Source organism: Siculibacillus lacustris, from assembly GCF_004328075.1.
Taxonomy (GTDB): domain Bacteria; phylum Pseudomonadota; class Alphaproteobacteria; order Rhizobiales; family Ancalomicrobiaceae; genus Siculibacillus; species Siculibacillus lacustris.
In genome coordinates this window covers 22,372-43,202 of sequence record NZ_SJFN01000038.1, presented here as the reverse complement: position 1 = coordinate 43,202, position 20,831 = coordinate 22,372, and the positions used below count along the sequence as shown (strand labels likewise).

The following is a 20,831-nucleotide window of genomic DNA, read 5'->3' as shown; positions in this document are numbered from 1 at the left end:
TTGCCGAAGAATTCGGGCAAATCGCGCCACTGGGCGCCGGTGCGGGCGATCCAGAAGACGCCGTCGAGGACACGCCGATGGCCCTGAGGTCGCCGGCCGCTGTGCGGGCCACGTCTCGTCACGAAGGGTTCGAAGAACGCCCATTCCTCGTCGCTCATCAGGTCTCGAATCAACGCCGCCGCCCTCCGAAAGCGACGTTGAATCATTCCTGGACCCGAAGGGGAATCCTATTCGTCAACAGGACCTAGGCTCGATCTCGTCGGGAAGAGAGAGACCGCCGCCCCCCGGACTGGTCTCGACCCTCCCGCCACACTGAACCCGCCCCGGGTTCGTTTCGACGAGAAGAGAGACCGACACTCTCACGGCCGCGATCACGTCCCCCCCACCCGTCCCAAAGTCGATCGCGTCCGCCCTCACGGGCCGGTATCATCCGATACCGGCCCGTTCTCGCGTCGGGACGACGGGTGTTCGTCGGGGTGATCGGGAGCGTCAGAGCGGCTTCAGGCCGTCGGCATAGCGGCGGGCGTTGCGGGCATAGCCCTCGGCCGAACGGGTGAGGCGCGCCACCGCGGCGTCGTCGAGGAGACGGATCACCCGGGCGGGCACGCCGACGATCAGGGAGCGGTCGGGGAAGGCCTTGCCCTCGGTGACCAGCGCGCCGGCGCCGACCAGACAATCCTCGCCGATGCGGGCGTGGTTGAGGATGGTCGCGCCCATGCCGATCAGCGAATTGCGACCGATGGTGCAGCCGTGCAGCGTCACCTTGTGGCCGATGGTGCAATCGGCGCCGATGGTCAGCGGCGCGCCGAGGTCGGTGTGGAGCACCGAGAGATCCTGGACGTTGGAGCGGTCGCCGATCTCGATCCATTCGTTGTCGCCGCGCAGGACCGCGCCGAACCACACGCTCGACTCGCGCCCGAGCCGCACCCGGCCGATCAGATCGGCGCTCGGGGCAACCCAGGCGGATCCGTCCTCGGGCAGGTCGGGAGCTTGTCCGTCGAGCATCCAGATCGCCATGGCGGGGCTCTCCTCGTCGATGCGGCCCCGGAGAGGGGCCGCCGGGTCGATACGGCCCCGGAGAGGGGCCGATGGAACGCGCCGTCGGTTCGGAGACCTCAGATCAGGCCTTGGCGCATGGCGATCACCGTCTGCAGCACCAGCACACCGGAGCACAGGCTCCAGCCGGTGGCGATGGCGGTCGAGGCGACCAGCCAACCGACCGGGCGACGCTCCAGCATGCGGCCGCGGATGGCGTTGCGCATGATGATGAAGGGGCCGGCGATGGCGCAGAGCAGCACGCCCACGACGCCCTTGCCGAAGGACTCGATCTCGACGGCGAAGCGCGCCGGTCGGTCGGTCACCAACTGATAGAACGAGGCCAGAACGCCGGCCGCCACGAAACCGGACGCCGCCGCATAGGCCGCTATCGCCAACTCGAACAACATGGACGCCACCCGCCTCGTTAACTCTTTCTTAAGCATTACCATGGCGCCTTCGGGTCTGTCGCCCCCCGGCGGCGGATTCGGCCGGGAAATGCGGTCCCGTGGTTAACTTGCGACAGGCCGGCGAGGAGCGATCATGCGGATCCGATGGGCGATCGCGGCGGGGCTGGCGGGGCTTCTCGCCGTGGGGCTGGTGGTCCTGCGCGACCTCGCGTCGCCGCCGCCGGCCGAGACTTCGAGCGAGCCTCTGGCGGTGACGGTCGGCGGCCACGCTCTGATGCTGCCGCGCAACGTCCTGCGCTTCCCCGCCCAGCGCGCCGGCGGCGTCCAGCCGCGGCTCGATCTGGCGCTGAGTTGGCCGGAGGCGGAGGGGCGGACGGCGGCGACGGCGGCACGCTTCGACACGCCCGGGCTCGCCCCGGACATCGTCTATGTGACGATCGCCGCGGGCGGCGACGGGCTCGATTCGGCGGGGCGTCTGGCGACGGTCTACGGGCGGTTCTTCGAGGGCGAGGCGCGGCCGGGGCCGGACGGACTGGTCGGGCGGCGTCTGGCGGCGGCCTCGGGCTATGCGGGCGAGGAGGTCTATCTCGAACCCGGCTCGGTCCATCCCTTCGTGGCGCGCTGCTATCCGCTCGCCCCCGGCGAGGCGCCGTCGGTGTGCCTCCATGACGAGGTCGTCGACGGTCTGGCGATCACCTGGCGCTTTCCGCTGGCGCTGCTCGCCGACTGGCGGCGGCTCGGCGACATCCTGCCGGCGCGAGTCGCGGCGTGGCGGGCGGGATCGTGAGGCGGAGGCCTCAGTCCTCGAGGTCCATCTCCAGGATGGCCATCTGGAGGTTCCACGAGGTCTCGCCGTCCTCGTCGTCGCGGTAGATCACCGCGACGAACTCCTCGCCGATGAACACCTCGGCGGAATCCTTCTTCTTCGGCCGCGCCACCACTCTGATCGTGGCGAGTTCGAACTTGCGCCGGAGATAGGCCTGCAGCTTGGCGAGTTCGGTCTTGTCCACGGCGCGGGCTCCGGATGGGATGACGGGAGGGGGCGACGCGACGGTCGCCGAAGGGTGCCCGCTTTTGCCATGGGCGGGCGGCCGCGTCAAAGCCCGATCGGCGGATGCCCACCGCGGCGATCGCAGAGCTCCGTCCCGCCTCAGGCGGGATCGCGGATCATCTGGTCCATCGCCCGTGACGGTTCGCTGCACGGCGCCTCGCCGACGACGCGGGCCGGCACGCCGGCGACGGTGGTGCGCGGCGGCACTTCGGCCAGCACCACCGAGCCGGCGGCGACGCGGGCGCAATGGCCGACCACGATGTTGCCGAGCACCTTGGCACCGGCGCCGATCAACACGCCGTGGCGGATCTTGGGATGGCGATCGCCCATCTCCTTGCCGGTGCCGCCGAGGGTGACGCCCTGGAGGATCGACACGTCGTCGTCGATCTCGGCGGTGGCGCCGATGACGATGCCGGTGGCGTGGTCGAAGAACAGCCCACGGCCGAGCGGCACCTGGGGATGGATGTCGACCTGGAACACTTCCGAAGCGCGGCTCTGGAGATAGAGGGCGAAGTCGCGCCGCCCGTGCCGCCACAGCCAGTTGGCCAGGCGATGGGTCTGGATGGCGTGGAAGCCCTTGAAATAGAGGATCGGTTCGATCAGCCGTTCGCAGGCCGGGTCGCGGTCGTAGACCGCCTGGAGGTCAACGCGGAAGATCTCGCCGAGGCGGGGCTCGTCGGCGAGCGCCTCGGCATAGGTCTGGCGGATCAACGCCTCCTTGACGGTGGGATGGCCGAGCCGTTCGGCGACGCGGTGGACGATGGCGTCCTCGAGGCTGCCGTGGTTGAGCACCGTCTCCCAGATGAAGCTGGCGAGCGCCGGCTCGACTTCGCCCATGGCGGCGGCCTCGGCGCGCACCCGACTCCAGATCGGATCGACGTTGGACAGAAGCGGGACGGCCTTGGACGACTCTCTGGTCATGGAACTCCCCTCGGGCGCGGACCCCGATCGAAGGCGGATCATACGCTTTTTCCCAGGCCGACCAAATGACGAGTTCGTCGTCGCGGCGGATACGGTAACTCTTTTCCTCCGCGCCCGTTCCGAAGGAACGCCCGCCGTTCGGAGATCCTCCCGTGACCCATGCCGCCGTCGCCCCCACCGTCCTCTCCCTGCCGACCGGCGATCCGCACATCCGTGCCGAGGTCGACGGGGCGATCGGCCGGCTGGTGGTCGACAATCCGGAGCGGCGCAATGCCGTGTCGCTGGCGATGTGGACGGCGATCCCGGGGGCGGTCGCGGCGCTGGCCGGGCATCCCGACGTGCGGGTGATCGTGGTGCGCGGCGCCGGCGATCTCGCCTTCGTGTCGGGCGCCGACATCTCGGAATTCGCGACGGTGCGCAAGGACGCGGCCTGCGCGCGAGCCTACGAGGGGGCCAACGCCGCGGCCTTCGCGGCGGTGCGGCGGGTCGAGAAGCCGACGGTGGCGATGATCCGCGGCTTCTGCCTGGGCGGCGGCATGGGGCTGGCGGCGGCCTGCGACCTGCGGATCGCCGCGGCGGACGCGGTGTTCGGGATCCCGGCGGCGCGCCTCGGGGTCGGCTATCCGCCGGACTGCGTCGCCGATCTGGTGGCGGCGGTCGGCGGCCAGCGCGCCAAGGAGCTGTTCTTCACGGCGCGGCGGCTGCACGCCGCCGAGGCCCTGGCGGTCGGGCTGGTCTGTGCGGTGCACCCGGTCGAGGCCTTCGAGAACGAAGCCTACGACCTCGCCGCGACCATCGCCCGCAATGCGCCCTTGACCATCCGGGCCGCCAAGGCGGCGGTCGATGCGGTGGTCGACGGCGCCGGCAGCGCCCGACGCGAGCGCCTCGCGGCGCTCACCGACGCCTGTTTCGCCTCCGACGACTTCGCCGAGGGGCGCACCGCGTTCCTGGAAAAACGCGACCCGGTGTTCCACGGCCGCTGAGGCGCGGCGCTCACGGACGCCGGGCGAGGAAGGCGAGGACGCCCTGTTTGTGGACCTTGTCGCCGACCGCCTGCATGTGGTCGCGACCGGGGATCGCCAGAGCTTCCGCGCCGGGGATCAGCGCGACGAACTCGTCGAGCGAGCCGGCGACCGTATCCTTGGTGCCGACCGCCACCAGGACCGGCAGGTCGAGGGCGGCGAGCGCGGCGCGGTCGACGGTGCGCCGCGAGCCGCGCATGCAGGCGGCGAGCGCCAGCAGGTCCGATCCGGTCTGTTTGCCGAAGGCGCGATAGGTGCGGCCGATCGGCGAGGTCACGTCCTCGTCGCGTGCGGCCTCCAGCGCCACGGCGATCGCCTCCTGACCGCCGAGCCCGTCGATCATCGCCATGGCGAGACCGCCGAAGATCGCCGAGCGCAGCCGCTCGGGATGGCGCACCGCGAGGTGGCCGGTGATCCAGGCGCCCATCGAATAGCCCATGACGTCGGCCCGAGCGATGCCGAGGTGGTCCATCAGGCGGCGGACGTCTTCGGCCATGCAGGTGCCGGTATCGTAGAGCGCCGGGTCGTGGGGACCTTCGGAGGCGCCGTGGCCGCGGTTGTCGATCGCCACCACCCGGCGGCCGGCACCGACGAGCGCATCGACCCAGCCCGGGCCGATCCAGTTGACCCGGACGTTGGAGCCGAAGCCGTGGACCAACACGATCGGTTCGCCGTCGGGCGGGCCCTGGTCGATATAGGCGAGCGACAGGCCGTCGGAGTCGAAACGCGCCATGTCGGGCGCGCCGCGGGCGGGAGACGTGGAGAGGGGTACGATCTTCATCGGGGAAACCTAGCGGAGGCGACGCGTCGCCGGAAGCCCCGCGGCTCGCGGGGCGGCCCGGCGCGCGGGCCGCGGGCAGGGGCGCGGCCCCGTGACCGGAGGTCGCGGCAGGTGCGGTCACCGGCACCCCACCCTTTTCCCACTACCCTCGCGGCGCGGGCGTCGCTATGGTGCCGGCCTCCGAACCGACCGACGAGGGAAGATCATGGCGGATGCTGCCGTTCCTCACTTCGCCAACGACCATGGTCTCGACAAGATCGTGATCGGGGCGCGCGAGTTCATGTGCGTCGGCGCGCTGCCGCCGTTCGATCACCCCCATGTCTTCCTCGACATGGGCGGCGATTCGGAAAAGCTCTGCCCCTACTGCGGCACCCGCTACGTCCTCGATCCGTCGCTCGGAGCGAAGGCCAGCATCCCGGCCGATGCCTTCTACCAACCCGTGACCCTGCGCGCCGCGGTGTGATCGTCGCGCGACGGGATGCCCGTCGTTCGACGCCCGCTGCCGTCCCACGCAGGACCGATTCGATCGGACACCATGTCGGGACATTCCCTCCTCGTCGCCGGCGGCGGCATCGGTGGTCTGACGGCCGCCCTGGCGCTGGCCCGGGCGGGGCACCGTGTGACCGTGCTGGAACAGGCGGCGCGGTTCTCCGAAGTCGGCGCCGGCATCCAACTCGCCCCCAACGCGTCCCGCGTCCTGATCGACCTCGGCCTCGGGCCGGCGCTGGCGCCCTTCGCGGCGATTCCTGAGGATCTCCGAGTCTATTCGACCCGGGCGGGCGGCGAGATCGGCCGCACGGCGCTCGGGGCGGCGATCGCCGAGCGTTACGGCGCGCCCTATTGGGTGATCCACCGCGCCGATCTCGCCCGGGTGCTGGCCGCCGCGGTGCGGGCGCGGGGCGACGTCGAGCTGGTGCTCGGCGCGCGGCTGCGCGACGTCGAGGCCGAACCGGACGGCATCCGGGTGCTGGCGACGGTGGCGGGACAGCCGCGCGAATTCCGTACCTCCGGGCTGATCGGCGCCGACGGCGTGCGCTCCTGCGTGCGCACCCGCATCCGCGGCGGCCCGCCGGCCCGCTATGCCGGGCGCACCGCCTATCGCGCCACGGTACCGATCGAAATGATCCCCGAGGACCTGCGGCGGTCGACCGGCCTGTGGATGTCGCCCAAGGCCCATCTCGTCCATTACCCGATCCGCGCCGGGCGCGAGCTCAACCTGGTCGCGGTGGTCGAGGATTCCTGGGTCGACGAGAGCTGGTCGGTGCCGGCCAGCGCCGACGCCTTCGCCCGGCACTTCGGCCTCGACGGGCCGGTGCGCTGGCCCGAACCGGCGCGGTCGCTGCTGCGGCTGCCGAACAGTTGGACCAAATGGGCGCTGTGCGGCTTCGATTCGCGCTTCGAGTGGTCGTCGGGGCCGGTCACCCTGCTCGGCGACGCCGCGCACGCCACCTTGCCCTTCGCCGCCCAGGGCGGCGCCATGGCGATCGAGGACGCGGCGGTGCTGGCCCGCACGCTCGAAGCCGCGCCCAACACCGCCGCCGCCTTCCTCGCCTACGAGACGCTGCGCAAGGGTCGCACCCGGGCGATCGTCGAGCAGGCGCGCAAGAACGGTGCGATCTATCACATGGGCGATCTGCCGGCGCTGGCCCGCGACGCGGTGCTGCGGATGGGTGCGGCGACGCACCTCGACGATCGGGTCGCCTGGATCTGGCGCTGGACGCCGGCGTGAGCGACGAGTTCACCGTTATTGCCGCTCGCCGCGCAGGCGTCGCTTGAGAGGCGGCGACGATTGGACTATCGAGGGCGGATCGGTCGGCCCGCGACCTTTGCCGACATTTGGAGAGGCGCCATGATCCCGGACGACCCGACGAGTCCTGCGCCGCGTGCGGACGACGGCATCGTCACCGCCGGATTCCTGGTGATCGGCGACGAGATCCTGTCGGGCCGCACCAAGGACAAGAACATCGGCTTTCTCGCCGACGCCCTGACCGCGGTCGGCATCGACCTCACCGAAGTGCGGATCGTGCCCGACGACACCGACCGCATCGTCGAGGCGCTGAATGCGCTCCGAGCACGGTGGACCCACGTCTTCACCTCCGGCGGCATCGGCCCGACCCACGACGACATCACCTCCGACGCGATCGCCGCGGCCTTCGGGGTCGGCATCGACCATGATCCGCGCGCCGTGGCGATCCTGACCGCCCGCCTCGCAGGTCGCGCCGAGATCAACGAGGCGCGCCTGCGCATGGCCCGCATTCCCTTCGGCGCCGATCTGATCGTGCCGGCCAACGGCATGCCCGGCTTCACCCTCGGCAACGTCCATGTGATGGCCGGGGTGCCGTCGGTGTTCCAGGCGATGGTCGAGCAGGTGGTGCCGACGCTCGGCGGCGGCCGGCCGATGCTGTCGCGGTCGATCGACGCGAAAGTCGGCGAAGGCACCATCGCCACGCCGCTCGGCGCCATCCAGAAGGCCCATCCCGCCACCGTGATCGGCAGCTACCCCTATGAGCGCGACGGCCGCTACGCCACCAATCTGGTGGTGCGTTCGCGGTCGCAGGAGGCGCTCGATGCCGCCCATGCGGCGATCGAGGCGATGCTCGCCGACATCCACTCCCACATGCCCGCGAGGTGACCATGACCACCGCCCCCCAACCCAAGATGTTCCCCGTGTCCTGGGATCAGTTCCATCGCGACGCCCGCGCACTCGCCTGGCGGCTGTCCGGCCAGGGCCATTGGGACGCGATCGTGGCGATCACCCGCGGCGGCCTGGTGCCGGCGGCGATCGCGGCGCGCGAGCTCGACATCCGGATCATCGAGACGGTGTGCGTGGCGAGCTATCACGACTACAAGAACCAGGGTGAACTGGCCGTGCTCAAGACGGTGGCGCCCCATCTCGTCGAGTTGGCGGGCGGCGACGGCGCCGGCGTGCTGATCATCGACGATCTGGTCGACACCGGAAAGACCGCGCGGGTGGTGCGCGAGATGATGCCCAAGGCGCATTTCGCCACGGTCTACGCCAAGCCGCAGGGCCGCCCGATGGTCGACACCTTCGTGACCGAGGTTTCCCAGGACACCTGGATCTATTTCCCCTGGGACATGGGTCTGACCTTCCAGCCGCCGATCCGCGAGGGCGGCGCCTGACTTCGACGCGTCGGTCGCGCCCCGAGGGCCCCGGCGCCCATTCCCACTGCATCTCAGAAGAGGCGAGCCGATGGTCAACGGCGGCAACGACAACGACAACGACAACGACAACTTCGAATCCTACGACGACGAGCAGGAAGCCCACGCCGAAGCGCTGCGTGAGATGGTCCTCGACTATCTCGACGAGAACGACGTCGACGAGGGCACCGCGGTGTTCGGCCTGATCGAGATCGCCCTGTCGATCGCCATGTCGGGCTATGTGATGAGCGTCGAGAAGCCCTCGGCGGGCGGGCTCGGCATGGCGCTCGACCGGCTCGGCAAGGACATCGCCGATCTGCTGCGCGAAGCCAAGAAGGGCGCCAAGTCCTTCATCGAAGAGACCCAGGCGGCGCTCGAAGCCGACGGCGGCGACGAAGCCTGAGGCTCGTCCCGGACCGCCCACGGGCGGTCGCAGAAGCTCCTACCCTCCCCTCGGCCGTCATCCCCGGCCGGAGCCGGCGCGAGCCGGCGGAGGGGAAGGGGATCCGGAGAGGGTGAGATGGAAGTCTCGGGCGCTTCTCCGGGGGGGCCTCTGGGTCCCCTTCCCTCGCCCTGCGGGCTCGCCGGGGACGACGGCCGAGGGGAGCCGCGACCGATCCGCGGGAATCGGCATCGAGGATAAATCGACCTCCGATTTCCGTCCGGATCGCCCCGCCCTCACTTCACCTGTTCGCGCACCAGATCTTCCACCACCCGGTCGAAGCCGTCTTTGGCGGCGGGCTGCTTGGCGCGTTCGGCGGCGACGAAGGCGTCGCGCTTGGCGACCACCGCGGCGAGTTCGCTCTGGAGATGGTCGCGTTCGGCGCTCTTGGCGGCGATCGTCGCCTCGAGCTCGGGCTTCGACAGCGCCTGAAGCTCGGCCGGCAGATCCTCGCGCGCGACCTTGGCCGCCTCGGCCCGCTTGGCGATCACGTCGGCGACCAGATCGCCCTCGCCGGTCACCACCTTGCGGGCGGCGGCCGAACCGGCGCGCACGCCGTAGCTCGCCATGTCGGAGGCCGCCGAGGCCGGCGCGGCGGCGGCCATCGCCGCCTTGGACCGGACCTCCGACTGCTGCTTCTTCGATCCGTAGGGCACGATGGTGCGGTGCAGGCGCAGCTGCAGCTGGATGATCTCGTCGTCGAAGGGGCTGGGGATCGACACCACGCCGCCCGATTGGGGGATCTGCACGTAGCGGCCGTGGCCGAGCTGGGCGATGGTCTTCCAGGCGAGCGCCGTATCGGGGGCGTTGCCGGCCTGGAGCGCGTCGACGACGATGCCCTCGCGTTCGGCGATCTTCAGGGTGTCGGTGAAGGGGATGTCCTGGACGTAGTCCATGTGCGGCGGTGCGTCGCCAACCAGGAAGATCAGCCGGCGGGTGTCCGGCGCCTTGGTCCAGCCGAGGCCGTTGACCGCCACCGACAACGCCTCGTTGACCGATTCCGGCCAATCGCCGCCGCCCTGGGCCTGGAACTGCAGCAGCTTGCCGTAGACCGCATGGATGTCGGTCGAGAGCTCGGTCTTGTCGGTGACATAGGCGTCGCCGCGGTCGCGATAGGCGACCAGCCCGATGCGGATCTCGGCATTGGGCTGGGTCTTGCGGATCTCGTCGGCGATCGCCCAGATCTTGCGCTTGGCGCCGTCGATCAGGCCGGTCATCGATCCGGTGGTGTCGAGCACGAAGGCCACCTCGACGCGGGCCGGTTCACCCAGCACCGCGACCGAGGTGCCCGAGGGCCGGGTCGCGGCGGTCGCCTGGCCCGGCGCGGTCTCCGCATGTCCCGAAGTCGCCGCCACCATCAGCGCCGTCGCCAGTCCCGCCACGAGAATCAATCTGTTCATCGAAACCTCCCCGATCCTGCGGACGTCGCCCTGGGGCGGATGCGGCGGGCGGCAGGACGGATCCCGCTCGGCCGACGATCCCGGCGGCGTCGGCGCCCGCGATCGAGGGGAGCTTCGACCCCGATCGCGGTCGCTCTTCGGCCGGGACGTGGCGTAAGGAAGGCGGAAGCGGACCTTTGTCGCGACCGGGAGTCGCACCCCTCGGGCGAAGGCGCCGGATGCCGCAGCTCTCGGGAGAGGGCTGACAGAGCGCGTCGGCTCGGGTAGAGGGAGATGAGAGGCCGCTTGCCGAAACTGGTAGACGGAAGGCACTTAAAATGCCTCGGGCTTCGCCCGTGTGGGTTCGATCCCCACAGCGGCCACCACCCGATACCCGGACCGCTCGGCCCCGCGATTTCGGGTCGACATCCCGGCCGTCTCGGGCCATCAGGACCGGGCCACCCCTGCCCTCCCCTCGAGCGACGAAGACCTGCCGATGCTCACCTGCCATGTGATCAATCTCGCCGACCGGCCCGAACGGCTCGCCCATATGGCCGACCAGTTCGCGCGGATCGGCCTGCCGTTCGAACGCATCGAGGCGGTCGACGGGCGGGCGCTGGCGGCGCGCGGGCTCGTCCATCCGCTCCTCACCGTCGGCGGGCTCGGCTGCTTCCATTCCCATCTCGCGGCGATGGCGCGGATCGCCGCCGGCGACGCGCCCTACGGGGTGGTGATGGAGGACGACCTGTGGTTCACCGATGCGCTCGGGCCGCTGCTGGCCGATCCGTCGTGGATCCCGGCCGGCGCCGATCTGATCAAGCTCGAGACCTCGCTGCGGCCGATCCAGATCGGGCGACGGTCGCGGCCGATCGGCGACGGCATCGCGCTGCATCGCCTGTGGGGCCGGCACATGGGCGGCGGCGCCTATGTGGTGGCGCGGGCGACGGCGGCACGCTTCGCCACCCTCGATCCGATGGCGGCGACGGCGTCGATCGACGCGCTGCTGTTCGATCCCAAGGTCGCCCCCTTTCCCGGGCTCGTGCGCCATCAGGTGGTGCCGGCGGTGGCGGTGCAGGACATCATCGTCAAGGACGAGGCCGATCTGGTGTTCGCCTCCGACACCGACTTCGACCTCGCCGAGCGGCGACGGCGGCGGGCGGAGGCGCGCTATCGCGGTGTGCTCGGGGGCCTGCGCAGGCGCAGCAAGGGCGGGCGTGACCGGATCAAGACCTGGATCGACCTCGCCCGCCGGGCGATTTCCGAACGCACCCTCGATCTCCAGAGCCGAATCGTGCCGGTGGCGCCGCTGCCGGACGAGCGCGGCGGGGCTTGAGCGGCGCCTCACGCGACGTGGGGATCGGGGCGGCGCGCGACGCTTCGCCGGGATGGTCATGAAACCGTGACCGAGCTGCGGCCTGATGGGCGTGGGCAACGTGGCGCGCACCCGAGCGCCCGCGCGATGCCTCGCCGTCTCCCGCTCCGAGGTGCCCGCCCGTGACCGCCGCCAGCCCGCTCCTCGTCGGCCTCGTGTGGGCCCATCACTTTCCCGCCGACGGCGGCCGTTCGACGCCGATCCCCGAAGGCACGCCGCTCGCCGATCTGCCCGCCGACGGCTTCCTGTGGCTGCATTTCGCGCTGCCCGACTTCCGGGTCGAACCGCTGGTCGCGGCCCTGCCGGGGATGCCGCGGGAGGCGGCCGCGACGCTGGTCAGTCGCGATCGCCACCTGTTCGTCACCGTGGTGTCGCCGGCGCTGGCCGGGGTGATGCCCGACTTCCAGCAGGATCTCGACGGCCAGAGTCCCGAGGTCGACCGCTTCCGCTTCATCGTCACCGAACGCTACATCGTCACGACGCGCAACCATCCGCTGCGCTCGATGGCGGCGATGCGCAGCGCGATGCTCGCCGGGCGCGGGTTCCGCTCGCCGATCGAGTTGTTCGGGGCGATCTCGGAATTCTTCGAACAGGCGATCGAGGACATGCTCGACGAGATCTCCGACGACGTCGACAAGATCCAGGACGAGCTGTTCAAGGGCGTGCAGGCCGATCTCCGGGCGCGGCTCGGCGGGCGGCGGCGCGAGGTGGCGCAGATCCATCGCACCCTGCGCACCACCGCGCGATTGTTCCACCGCCTCGACGCCCAGACCGGCGACCATTTGCCGGCCGGGTCGCGGGCCGTACTGGAGCGGCGCTCGCAGCATCTCTCGGCGCTCGACCAGGACGTGGTGTTGATCGACGAGCGGGCGCGCCTGCTCTACGAGGAGATCGGCTCGCGCATCCAGGATCAGATCAACCACCGCCTCTACGTGCTGTCGCTGGCCACCGTGGTCTTGATGCCGCCGACCTTCGTCACCGGCTTCTTCGGCATGAACACCAAGGACATGTTCCTCCAGGACGTGCCCGACGGCACGCTGTGGGCGGCAGGAATCGTGGTGGCCACCGCGCTCGCCGCGCTGACCGCGCTGCATCGCTTCGGATCGGCGGCGCGTTGACGGGCGAGGGTGGTCCGGGGGGCGCGCGCTGCGGAGCGCGACGCCGTCACAGGCGGTAGCCGGCGCCGTCGCGGCCGTTCAGCGCCCGGACCCGGCCCTGGGGCGTCGCCTCGGGCGCGGTCGTCGGGCGGCGGGCGAGCCGCACCCGGCGTTCGCCCGGCGCGAGATGGAAGCCGGAATCGGCCGGCTCGAAGGCCGGATCGTCGATCGCCACCGACAGGGCGGCGCGGGTGCAGCCGATCACCAGCTCCCAAGCTCCCGGACCGCCGTCGAGCCGAGCGGTGAGCCCCAGATCGTGGCGCTCGAGGCTGCGGCCGCCGGGGACATGGAAGGCCTCGGCGAGAACCCGGCCGTCGGCGGCGACGAGGCGGGCGTGGGTCAGATCGTGGGCGGGCGGGCCGAAGCGATAGGCGCGGGTGGTGTCGAAGAAGGCGCCGAACAGCTCGGTCGCGGCGAAGCTCAGCGATCCGCGCGCCGGCACCTCCACGTCGCGGGCACCGCTCGCGACCGGCAATCGGCCGTCGGCGAGCGCCGCCAACTCGAGGCGGCCGGCGACCGGGGTCGCGGTCTCGTTGGCGAGATGGCAGTCGAGGCCGTTGACGCCTTCGTCGGCGAGGAGCAGGGCGAGCGGCAGGGCGGCGCGGGCGAGCGCGTACCACGACGACTTCGGCCGACCGGCGGCGTCGACGAAGCCCCAGCCGGCGCCGAAGCGCAGGTCGCGATGGAGGAACACCAGCGCGCCGCGGGTCGGCGAGCCCGGCCGGCGCCATTCGGCGAAGGTCGATTCGACGACATGGGCGGTGGTGGCGCGGGCGACGTCGCGGGCGCGGGCCGGATCCTCGAGCCGCAGCGCCGGCACGGTCGGGCCGAAGATCTCGGCTTCGTAGTGGCACCGCACGTCCTCGAAGTCCCAGGCGGCGCCGGGATCGCGCGGGACGCGGTCCTTCCAGCGCGGATGATGGACAAAGGGCACCGCGAGCCCCTCGTCGAGGGTCGCCTCGTCGGGGACATGGGCGAAAGCCAGGCATTCGGCGGCGAAGCGGACACGGGCGCGGCGGGCGTCGTCGAGCGGCCGGCGATAAGCGCCGACGCCGTAATAGTGGCCGACGCCGACGTCGACGACGAAGGGCATCGCGCCGCCGTCGGGGGTCGAGCGGACCCAGGCGACGTCGGGGCGGCGGGCGGCGACGAGTTTCGGCAGGACCTCGTCGAACAGCGGATGGGCCCAGGCGGCCGGCGGCAGGCCGGTCATCGCCGCCTGCTGGGTGATCTCCGAGCCGCCGCAGACCACCGCCAGCGACGGCGACAGGGCGAGGCGGGCGAGGACCTGCTCAGTCTCGGCGCGGCCGAGCGCGGTGAAGTCGGGATCGCTCGGATAATCGAAATTGGCGAACATCAGGTCCTGCCAGACCAGGATCCCGCGTTCGTCGCAGAGATCGTGGAAGGCCGGCGTCTCATAGGCACCGATGCCGGCGATGCGGATCATGTTCAGCCCGGCGGCGGCTAGGCGTTCGAGATCCGCGGCGTGGGCCCCGCGGTCGCCGGGCAGGCCGACCGGATCGGACGGGGTCCACACCGTGCCGCGGGCGAAGACCGGCACGCCGTTGACCACCAGTCCGAAGCCGCAGCCGTCGGCGTCGCGATCGACGCTGAGCGTGCGGAAGCCGGTGCGGCCGAGGGGGACGACCCGGCCGTCGATCTCGGCGGCGACGTCGTGCAGGGTGGGTTCGCCGAGGCCGTTCGGCCACCATGGCGCGATGCCCGGCAGGACCAGGTCGGCGACCAGGGCGCCGTCGCCATCGGCCCGGAAGGGGGCACGGCGGCCGGCGCAGACGAGGGCCGCGGCGGGCGGCGGGGAACAGGACGCGACGTCGAGCCGGGCGGTCAGGCGGCCGTCGATGCCGTCGTAGCGGGCGGCGAGGTCGCGCACGACGAAGGCCGGATCGGTCGGATCGACGAGGCGGATCGGCCGCCACGGGCCGATCACGTCGACCGCCGGGCACCAGCCGGGCATGTGGCCGAGAAGTGTGGTCCGCACGGCGCGGAGCCGTTGGTCGGGGATCAGCGCGGTGCGCCAGCGGGCGCGCTTCGGCCGGACCAATTCGAGATGGGCGGCGAGCGAGCGGAAGACGATCGCCAGCTCCGCGTCGCCGGAAAGCTCGACCTCGACCGCGTGGGTGAGGAACATCGAGCGCGACGTGAGGATCGGGCGGCCGTCGAGGAAGACCTCGGCGACGGTCGCCAGCCCCTCGAAGATCAGCCGGCGGCGACCGCGGGCGGTGAGGCGGCAGCGATACCAGTGATCGCGATCGTGGAGCGGCGTCGGCGCGTCGAGCGACCAGCGGCCGGCCGCGGCGAGCGCCCCGGCGACGGTGCCGGGCATGATCGCCGGCAGCCACTCGACGCCGTCGGGGGCGATGTCGGCGGGCGTGGCCCAGGCGCCGGGCGGGGTGGCGGTAGTGGTCCAACCGGTGTCGAGGATGAGCGCGGGCGCGGGGTCGGCCATCGGACGGGTCTCCCTCGACGCGCGGGCGCGCGGCGGCTCTCGTGGGTCAGGCGGCGATGCGGTCGCGCGGGGTCTCGAAGCGCCGGGCGAGCGGCGGCACGCAGCGATCCCAGGCCTCGGCCAGGGTCTCGATCAGCGGCACCAGTCCGTCGAAGCGGCCGCGGGCCATGGCGCGGGCGAGTTTGAACTGCAAGACCTTGGCGCCGTCGGCCAACTCGCGGGCGGCCTGGGCCATCGGCTCGAGGCCCCCCTCCCCGACCGACCCCAGCCAGTCGAGATGGGCGGCGAGCAGTTCGAAATTGGCGCCGAACTGGCGCGGCAGGGCGAAGGCGTAGGTGTGGAACCACTCCGGCGGCCGGGTCGCCAGATCGGCGGCGTGGCGTTCGAAGTCGCGGGCCCAGGCGCGCAGCGGATTGGCGGCGGGGCGGCGGGCGAGATGGCGGGCGAGCAGCGCCACCGCGGCGCGCGGCAGATCGACCGCCGGCGGCTCCGCCGGGATCTTGACGAATTCGACGTAGGGCGGCAGGCGGGACGGGTCGGCCGGGTCGGCGAACAGCCCGTCGTAGTCGGCGCCGTCGAGGGCGAAGAAGCCCTCGTTGTGGAAATATTCGAGGCGCCGGGCGACGGGATCGATGCGGGTGATGCCGATCGTGGTCTTGGGGTGGGTGGCGCGATAGGAGACGCCGAGGGTGTCGGGCAGGAAATGGCCGTCGACCTCGGCGAGCACCAAGCGGCCGCGGGCCACCTGCTCGGCGACATGGGTCTCGAAACGGTCGTAGATCGAGAGTTCGAGCAGGCGCAGGCCCCACAGCTGCTCGACGTCCTCGCTCGGCACCTTGAAGAAGGTCGCCTGATCGCCCTCGTAGTCCTGCATCACGGTGAAACCGAGCACCGCCGCCGGCTCGTGACCGAGCGCGGCGACGATCTCGATCCACAGATCGGTCCAGCAGTTGGTCTGCGGCCAGATGCGGTCGCCGGCATGGAGCGCATGGGGCACGTGGGCGGCGGGATCGAGGGCGGCGAGACGATCGATCACGAGGCTCACCCCCACAGGACGGCGCGGACCGCCGCCGGCCAGGTCGCCGTGTCGGTGCCGTGATGGCGGAACAGGGCCAGCGCGATGCGTTCGAGGCCGAAGCCGACGCAGGCCGAATGGGCGCGTTCGCCGTCGGCGCGGGTCAGGCCCCACAAGGCGCCGAAATGGTCCTGGTGGTAGTTGAACGACAGGCAGGCGGTCGGCTCGGCGCCGTCGTTGACCGGCACCAGGAGTTCGAACTTCAGCTGCTGGTCGCGCTGATTGCGGGCCATCAGCTTGCCGCCGCGGCCGAAGAACGGATCGTTGGCGACGTCGAGTTCGCACGGCAGGCCGAGCGAGCGGATCATCTCGGGGCCGCGCTCCAGCCAGCGTTCGCGGAAGGCGCGCACCTGCTCGGACGAGCCGAGGCAGACGTTCTCGCGCATCCGGAAGAACTGCATGCGCGTCGGTTCCTTCGACGGCTCATGACGGAAGCAATAGCTCTTCAGATCGAACAGCGCGCCGGCCTCGGGCAGCGGCCCGCGGGCGGCCACCGCCGGGTAGAGCGGATAGCAGGCGGCCGGGGTCAGGACCACATCGGTCGGCGACTGCAGGTCGCTCCAGTCGCGGCCCTCGGTCAGGGCTTCGATCAGCCGGCAGTGGTCGGCGTCGTTGCCGACGAAGGAATGGATCGCGCCGGCGAGCTGGGGGAAGCTCTTGAGATAGCCCGACTTCTCCATGTTCACCCGCGGCATGGCCGGGGGGAAATGGACCTTGATCGCCCCGTCGGCGCGGGCGAAACGCTCGACCAGCCGCTCGAAACCCTCGATCACCTCCTCGAAGGCGCCGGAGCGGCCGTAGAGGCCGTCGACGCCCGAGGGCATCAGCACGCCGTCGGCGAACAGCCGATCGAGGAAGGTCGCGGCGTCGGGCGTCGCGGCTTCGGGGGTCGAGGCGCCTTCGGCGCGGTCGGTCGAACGAATCGGCGGCGTCGGTGCGTTCATGCGCTCAGGCTCCGATCGTGGTGTCGACCCGGCTCATCAGGAGCAGGTTCGAGGTGTTGCCGAGGATGCGGTCGTTGTTGATCATGATCGCCGCCGACAGCAGGTCGCGGTAGTTGCGGGCGATCGTGAAGGGACCGTCGTTGCGATAGCCGGCGAGCCCGGTGATCATCAGCGCCTGCTGGCAGATCTCGACGGCCAGCGTCGAGGTCGCGACCTTGAGATTGTTCATCTCGGCGATGAAGGCCATCGATTCCAGGAGCCGTTCGTCGATCAGCGCCGCCTCGTAGCGGGCGATGCCGGCGACGATCATCGCCTTCATCTTCTGCAGCGAGGTGGTGACCTCGGCCAGACGCAGGGCGCCGGGCGGCACCACGCCGGGGCGCTTGCGGGCTTCGGCGCGCACGAAGTTCTGCGACTTGACCACCGTGTCGGCGGCGATGCCGTACCAGGTGGCGCTCCACACGATGTGGGCCATGGCCAGCATCGACTGGGCGGCGATCTCGGAGAAGGGCTGGACGAAGATCTGCTCGGCCCTGCCCTCGGCGACCAGCTCGAAGCCTTCGGAGCGGGTGCCGCGCATGCCCATGGTGTCCCAGCCGACGGTCTGGCGCAGGGTGTATTCGCCGAAGCGACACACCACCATCACCTGATCGGAGCTCGCCGCGTCGGGCGAGCGGCGGCAGGTGGCGAGGATGGCGTCGGCCTCGCGGCCGTAGGAGATGCAGGTCGCCTGCTTCACCAGCCGGAAGCGGCCGTCTTCGACTTCGACGGCGCAGATCGAATTGCGCAGATCGCCGCCGATGCCGCCTTCGGTGGTCGCCGAGCCGAGCAGCAGCTGATCGCGGGCGCATTCGCGCATGTAGTCGCGGTGCCAGGGGCTGGCGTCGGAATGGCGGATCAGGCTCGACATCTTGATCTGATGCATGCCGTAGATCATCGCCGAGGAGCCGCAGGCCTGACCGAGCCGCGCGCAGAGATCGGCGATCTCGGTCAGCGAGGCGCCCTCGCCGCCGTATTCGCTCGGGATCCACACCCCGAGCAGGCGTTCGGCCTTGAGAGCGGCGAAGGTCTCGGCCGGGAAGCGGCCGGAGCGGTCGACGTCGGCGGCGTGGATCGCGGCTACCTCATCGGCGACGCGAGCCATACGGGCCAGGGCGGAAGTGGCCAGAACGGCGTGATCGGGAGCGATGTTCATGAGGCTCAGGCCCTTCCACCGGTGAGTTCGGCGACCGAACGGTCGATCGCGGCGAGGGTGGCGAAGGTCTTGCGATTCAACATGCGTTCGGGGAACTCGATGTCGAAGGCTTCTTCGAGCGCCAGCATGAGTTGGACCGACGCGAAGGACGTCATGCCCAGTTCGTAGAGATCGGCATCGACGTCGATCTGGTCGACGGCGACGGGTACGAGCTTGCGACTGCCGATGAGTTCTCGGATGCGAGCGGCCATGGGCACTCCTCCTCTTCAATTCGTGGCGGTCACCGTAGCGCGCATTCCCGAAAATCGACTTAAACAACATCATTACGATTCACTTGACGTGACCCATGGGAACCTTTCCGGGGCCGCCCCGCGAGGCCCCAGGTCCATCGCCCCTGCGCCTGCCCGCCTCTCGGCCGGCATCCCCGGCCGGAGCCGGCTTGCCGGCGGAGGGGAAGGGGATCCCGGGGGGTAGGCTCCGAGCCATCGGCGTTTCGCGCGTGGCCTCTGGGTCCCCTTTCCTCGCCCTGCGGGCTAGCCGGGGACGACGGCGGAGGCAGGATGCGACCGCCGGGAGGATTTGGGCTTCGAGGACATCCCCATGCGACGGCCCGGCCCCGCCCCCCTCCCCGCGCGTCCGGTTCGGCGCGGCGAAGCGACCGCATTGCGGGGCGGCGCGCGGCGTGGCACTCAACGCTCGTACGACGACAGCGACAGGGAGAGACAGATGGCTCGGCATCCGGCGACGACGGCAGGGGGACTCGCGGTGATCACCGGCGCGGCTTCGGGGATCGGACTGGCGGCGGCGGCGCAGTTCGCGCGGCTCGGCATGCGGGTTCTGCTGGTCGACGTCGACGAGGCGCGGCTGGCGGCGGCGGCGGACCAGGTGGCGGCGGCCGCTCCCGAGGGGCGCGATGCGGTCGACACCTTCGTAGCCGACGTGTCGCGGCGCGCCGAGCTCGGGCGCCTCGCCACCCATGTCGGGACGCTGCCGGGCGGCGCCGACGTGGTGATGGCCAATGCCGGGATCCAGCCGGGATCGCGCCTGTTCGGCGGCGAAGACACCTGGCGGGCGGTGATCGACGTCAACCTTTGGGGGGTGATCGACACCTGCCGGATGCTGGTGCCGGGGATGATCGCCGGCGGCAAGCCGGGGCTGGTGATCGTCACCGGCTCCAAGCAGGGCATCACCACGCCCCCGGGCGATCCCGCCTACAACGTCGCCAAGGCCGGCGTGAAGGCCTTCGCGGAGGCGCTCGAACACGAGTTGCGCAGCACCACCGAGGGCCGGGTCTCGGCGCGGCTGCTGATTCCGGGCTTCGTGTTCACGCCGCTGACCGCCCGCGGGCGGGTCGAGAAGCCGGCCGGCGCCTGGACGCCGGAGGAGACGATCGCCTTCATGATGGAACGTCTGGAGGCCGGCGACTTCTACATCCTGTGCCCGGACGGCGAGACGACGCGCGAACTCGATCGCCGCCGCATCGCCTGGGCGGCGGGCGACGTGATCGACAATCGTCCGCCCCTGTCGCGCTGGCACCCGGACCATGCCGAGGCCTTCAAGGCCTCGCTCGCCGATCTCGCGGGCTCCTGAGGGCGTCCGAGCCTCCGCCGCGAGCGACGCGGGGGAGGCTCGACGGCGCGACTCAGTCGAAGCTGGCGGTGGTGGTGTCGGTCTTCTTGTTGTAGCGGATCGTTACCTTGGCCACCGTGCACAGATCGATGCCCGACCACACGGCGTTGGAATCGTCGACCGCATAGACGACCTTGAGGTCCCACTTGCAGGTCTTGGCCGAGCGCTGGAAGCGGATCTTGAGGGATTCGCCGTCCGAGAGCGTGTCCTGGCCGAGGACGTCCTCTTCCCAGTCGTTCGACTTGGCGGGCGATACGAAGACCGCGTTGATCTCATAGCCGGTCTTGTTGACCAGAACGAAATTCTGTTTGGCCTCGGCCGCAACGGCGGAGGTCACCGGCACACTCATCGCCGCAATGGCGAGACCGAATGCCCAAACGACTGCCTTCATCGAATTTCCCCCTGTCGTTGCCGCCGGCCCGGTTGCCGGGCGGGTTCTCCCGGGCGTCCCCTCCCCGGGAGCGGGCGCGTTCCGCCTTTCGCATGAACGCCTTCCGTCGGGGGAGTAGGCCCCGACGGCACCGGTCGGGTCAAGCCGGGCGAAGGACGAAAACGCCGTCGGCGCCGCGGCGAATTGGCGATCGGGCGCGCAGTGGGCGGCGATCGCGGCCGGGGGCGGCGTCGTAACCGGATGCCGCGGCGCTTCCGTGGGGCTGGGCGACGAATGCGGCTTTGAAGGCGGCGCGTCCTGATGCTACAGACCGACACTGGTCGCGGTGGTAGCCCAACGGTAGAGGCACGGATTTTAGGTGTCCGTCAGTGCGGGTTCGAGTCCCGCCCGCCGCACCACCT

Annotated in this window: 23 protein-coding genes and 2 tRNA genes; 12 read left to right on the top strand and 13 right to left on the bottom strand. The window is 70.9% G+C overall.

Annotated elements, in window-relative coordinates; translation table 11 throughout:
* The 3 genes from EYW49_RS19400 to EYW49_RS19390 form a co-directional block, all read right to left on the bottom strand.
* The coding region (locus EYW49_RS19400; protein WP_131310539.1) for a transposase at positions 1–206 on the bottom strand (206 nt) is incomplete at its 3' end.
* 283 nt (positions 207–489) lie between these two features.
* Positions 490–1,017 (bottom strand): gamma carbonic anhydrase family protein, encoded by a 528-nt coding sequence (locus tag EYW49_RS19395; RefSeq protein ID WP_131311282.1) that lies wholly within the window; start codon positions 1,015–1,017, stop codon positions 490–492.
* A 98-nt stretch (positions 1,018–1,115) separates the two neighbouring features.
* Positions 1,116–1,445 (bottom strand): DUF6949 family protein, encoded by a 330-nt coding sequence (locus EYW49_RS19390; RefSeq protein ID WP_131311281.1) that lies wholly within the window; start codon positions 1,443–1,445, stop codon positions 1,116–1,118.
* A 133-nt stretch (positions 1,446–1,578) separates the two neighbouring features.
* Here EYW49_RS19390 and EYW49_RS19385 point away from each other — a divergent pair, with 133 nt between their 5' ends.
* Entirely contained in the window at positions 1,579–2,232 is a 654-nt protein-coding gene (locus EYW49_RS19385) for a hypothetical protein (RefSeq protein WP_131311280.1), read from the top strand.
* Between the two features lie 10 nt (positions 2,233–2,242).
* Here EYW49_RS19385 and EYW49_RS19380 read toward each other — a convergent pair whose 3' ends face one another.
* Both EYW49_RS19380 and cysE read right to left on the bottom strand, forming a co-directional pair.
* The gene (locus tag EYW49_RS19380; RefSeq protein WP_131311279.1) at positions 2,243–2,455 is read right to left on the bottom strand and encodes a DUF3126 family protein; all 213 of its coding nucleotides are present in this window, start codon (positions 2,453–2,455) and stop codon (positions 2,243–2,245) included.
* A gap of 140 nt (positions 2,456–2,595) precedes the next feature.
* Positions 2,596–3,417 (bottom strand): serine O-acetyltransferase, encoded by an 822-nt coding sequence (gene cysE, locus EYW49_RS19375; RefSeq protein WP_131311278.1) that lies wholly within the window; start codon positions 3,415–3,417, stop codon positions 2,596–2,598.
* A gap of 152 nt (positions 3,418–3,569) precedes the next feature.
* On the opposite strand from cysE, the gene EYW49_RS19370 reads away from it, so the two are divergent.
* Entirely contained in the window at positions 3,570–4,400 is an 831-nt protein-coding gene (locus EYW49_RS19370) for an enoyl-CoA hydratase (protein WP_228259686.1), read from the top strand.
* A gap of 10 nt (positions 4,401–4,410) precedes the next feature.
* On the opposite strand, the gene EYW49_RS19365 is transcribed toward EYW49_RS19370, so the two are convergent.
* Positions 4,411–5,172 carry an alpha/beta fold hydrolase gene (locus tag EYW49_RS19365; RefSeq protein ID WP_131311284.1) on the bottom strand — a complete coding sequence of 254 codons (762 nt, stop codon included), beginning with the start codon at positions 5,170–5,172 and terminating at the stop codon, positions 4,411–4,413.
* Positions 5,173–5,425: 253 nt separating this feature from the next.
* On the opposite strand from EYW49_RS19365, the gene EYW49_RS19360 reads away from it, so the two are divergent.
* The 5 genes from EYW49_RS19360 to EYW49_RS19340 all read left to right on the top strand — a co-directional run bounded on the left by EYW49_RS19360 (position 5,426) and on the right by EYW49_RS19340 (position 8,782).
* Positions 5,426–5,683, top strand: coding sequence for a zinc-finger domain-containing protein (locus EYW49_RS19360; protein WP_131311277.1), 258 nt, complete (start codon positions 5,426–5,428; stop codon positions 5,681–5,683).
* 72 nt (positions 5,684–5,755) lie between these two features.
* Positions 5,756–6,949 (top strand): FAD-dependent monooxygenase, encoded by a 1,194-nt coding sequence (locus EYW49_RS19355; RefSeq protein WP_131311276.1) that lies wholly within the window; start codon positions 5,756–5,758, stop codon positions 6,947–6,949.
* Positions 6,950–7,069: 120 nt separating this feature from the next.
* Entirely contained in the window at positions 7,070–7,852 is a 783-nt protein-coding gene (locus EYW49_RS19350; protein ID WP_131311275.1) for a competence/damage-inducible protein A, read from the top strand.
* A 2-nt stretch (positions 7,853–7,854) separates the two neighbouring features.
* Positions 7,855–8,361 (top strand): xanthine phosphoribosyltransferase, encoded by a 507-nt coding sequence (gpt, locus tag EYW49_RS19345; RefSeq protein WP_131311274.1) that lies wholly within the window; start codon positions 7,855–7,857, stop codon positions 8,359–8,361.
* A gap of 70 nt (positions 8,362–8,431) precedes the next feature.
* Positions 8,432–8,782: a hypothetical protein gene (locus tag EYW49_RS19340; RefSeq protein WP_131311273.1), complete on the top strand. Its 351-nt coding sequence runs from the start codon at positions 8,432–8,434 to the stop codon at positions 8,780–8,782.
* A 275-nt stretch (positions 8,783–9,057) separates the two neighbouring features.
* Here the strand turns inward: EYW49_RS19340 and EYW49_RS19335 are convergent, their stop codons facing one another.
* Positions 9,058–10,221: a vWA domain-containing protein gene (locus tag EYW49_RS19335; protein ID WP_131311272.1), complete on the bottom strand. Its 1,164-nt coding sequence runs from the start codon at positions 10,219–10,221 to the stop codon at positions 9,058–9,060.
* A gap of 279 nt (positions 10,222–10,500) precedes the next feature.
* On the opposite strand from EYW49_RS19335, the gene EYW49_RS19330 reads away from it, so the two are divergent.
* The 3 genes from EYW49_RS19330 (at position 10,501) to EYW49_RS19320 (ending at position 12,690) form a co-directional block, all read left to right on the top strand.
* A tRNA-Leu gene (locus EYW49_RS19330) sits at positions 10,501–10,586 on the top strand.
* Positions 10,587–10,696: 110 nt separating this feature from the next.
* Positions 10,697–11,533, top strand: coding sequence for a glycosyltransferase family 25 protein (locus tag EYW49_RS19325; RefSeq protein WP_131311271.1), 837 nt, complete (start codon positions 10,697–10,699; stop codon positions 11,531–11,533).
* 161 nt (positions 11,534–11,694) lie between these two features.
* Positions 11,695–12,690 (top strand): CorA family divalent cation transporter, encoded by a 996-nt coding sequence (locus tag EYW49_RS19320; RefSeq protein WP_131311270.1) that lies wholly within the window; start codon positions 11,695–11,697, stop codon positions 12,688–12,690.
* A 46-nt stretch (positions 12,691–12,736) separates the two neighbouring features.
* Here EYW49_RS19320 and EYW49_RS19315 read toward each other — a convergent pair whose 3' ends face one another.
* Genes EYW49_RS19315 through EYW49_RS19295 form a run of 5 tightly spaced genes read right to left on the bottom strand, consistent with a single transcriptional unit; the run spans position 12,737 to position 18,661 of the window.
* Positions 12,737–15,196 carry a glycosyl hydrolase 2 galactose-binding domain-containing protein gene (locus EYW49_RS19315; protein ID WP_131311269.1) on the bottom strand — a complete coding sequence of 820 codons (2,460 nt, stop codon included), beginning with the start codon at positions 15,194–15,196 and terminating at the stop codon, positions 12,737–12,739.
* A gap of 46 nt (positions 15,197–15,242) precedes the next feature.
* Entirely contained in the window at positions 15,243–16,232 is a 990-nt protein-coding gene (locus EYW49_RS19310) for a DUF1839 family protein (protein ID WP_131311268.1), read from the bottom strand.
* Between the two features lie 5 nt (positions 16,233–16,237).
* On the bottom strand, positions 16,238–17,215 hold the full coding sequence (locus tag EYW49_RS19305) for an amino acid--[acyl-carrier-protein] ligase (RefSeq protein WP_131311267.1): 978 nt from the start codon (positions 17,213–17,215) through the stop codon (positions 16,238–16,240).
* A gap of 4 nt (positions 17,216–17,219) precedes the next feature.
* Complete coding sequence (locus tag EYW49_RS19300; RefSeq protein ID WP_131311266.1) at positions 17,220–18,410, bottom strand: acyl-CoA dehydrogenase family protein; 1,191 nt, start codon at positions 18,408–18,410, stop codon at positions 17,220–17,222.
* Positions 18,411–18,415: 5 nt separating this feature from the next.
* Positions 18,416–18,661, bottom strand: a complete 246-nt coding sequence (locus EYW49_RS19295) for an acyl carrier protein (RefSeq protein WP_131311265.1) — start codon at positions 18,659–18,661, stop codon at positions 18,416–18,418.
* A 475-nt stretch (positions 18,662–19,136) separates the two neighbouring features.
* On the opposite strand from EYW49_RS19295, the gene EYW49_RS19290 reads away from it, so the two are divergent.
* Positions 19,137–20,000 carry an SDR family NAD(P)-dependent oxidoreductase gene (locus EYW49_RS19290; protein WP_131311264.1) on the top strand — a complete coding sequence of 288 codons (864 nt, stop codon included), beginning with the start codon at positions 19,137–19,139 and terminating at the stop codon, positions 19,998–20,000.
* Between the two features lie 52 nt (positions 20,001–20,052).
* On the opposite strand, the gene EYW49_RS19285 is transcribed toward EYW49_RS19290, so the two are convergent.
* Complete coding sequence (locus EYW49_RS19285; protein WP_131311263.1) at positions 20,053–20,430, bottom strand: argininosuccinate lyase; 378 nt, start codon at positions 20,428–20,430, stop codon at positions 20,053–20,055.
* A 322-nt stretch (positions 20,431–20,752) separates the two neighbouring features.
* Here EYW49_RS19285 and EYW49_RS19280 point away from each other — a divergent pair.
* Positions 20,753–20,828: transfer RNA gene (locus EYW49_RS19280), tRNA-Leu, on the top strand.
* The last annotated feature ends 3 nt before the right edge of the window (positions 20,829–20,831 follow it).